At 36.8% G+C, this 475-nt stretch carries 1 protein-coding gene; it reads left to right on the top strand.

The window, feature by feature from the left end:
• Positions 1–430 (top strand): hypothetical protein (locus G5B32_RS16965; RefSeq protein WP_165292674.1); only part of this gene is annotated, 430 nt, incomplete at its 5' end.
• Between the last annotated feature and the right edge of the window lie 45 nt (positions 431–475).

The raw sequence follows: 475 nt of genomic DNA, 5'->3' as shown, positions 1-475 counted from the left end.
AGATGTGCTTTCACTCAGTAGACTCGGTTTTGATATGACTGGTTCTGCTATGGGGCCAAAGGACTTTGATTTGTATTATAGCTTTGACGAAGGGGATACGTACCATATTCTTGCTATGCAAAATCAATTTGGCAACCTAGCCGGAAATGGCAAAAATTCATTTACCTACCTTTTAGAAGACCTAGAAATACAGGGAACAGAATTGTGGATACGAATCAACCCTAAAGAGGGCATTCGAGATGGGGGTAGTGCTTACAGTAGTAAATCGGGAACACTACGCATTGATAATCTTCATTTAGTAGGCATTTCTCCAACATCTACAGATGAATTCACGATTAATAAGTTATATTATTATTTATATAATAAGGAGAATGGACAGGGATTTCAAGGAGTTAACGATGATCTTACAAATCTTGATTTGCAACTATAACTACCTGAAGGCGAATATGATGTGTTTTTTGTGATAAATAGTTCG

The sequence above is a fragment of the Sphingobacterium sp. SGL-16 genome, assembly GCF_011043515.1.
Taxonomy (GTDB): domain Bacteria; phylum Bacteroidota; class Bacteroidia; order Sphingobacteriales; family Sphingobacteriaceae; genus Sphingobacterium; species Sphingobacterium litopenaei.
This window is presented reverse-complemented; position numbering and strand designations above follow the sequence as displayed.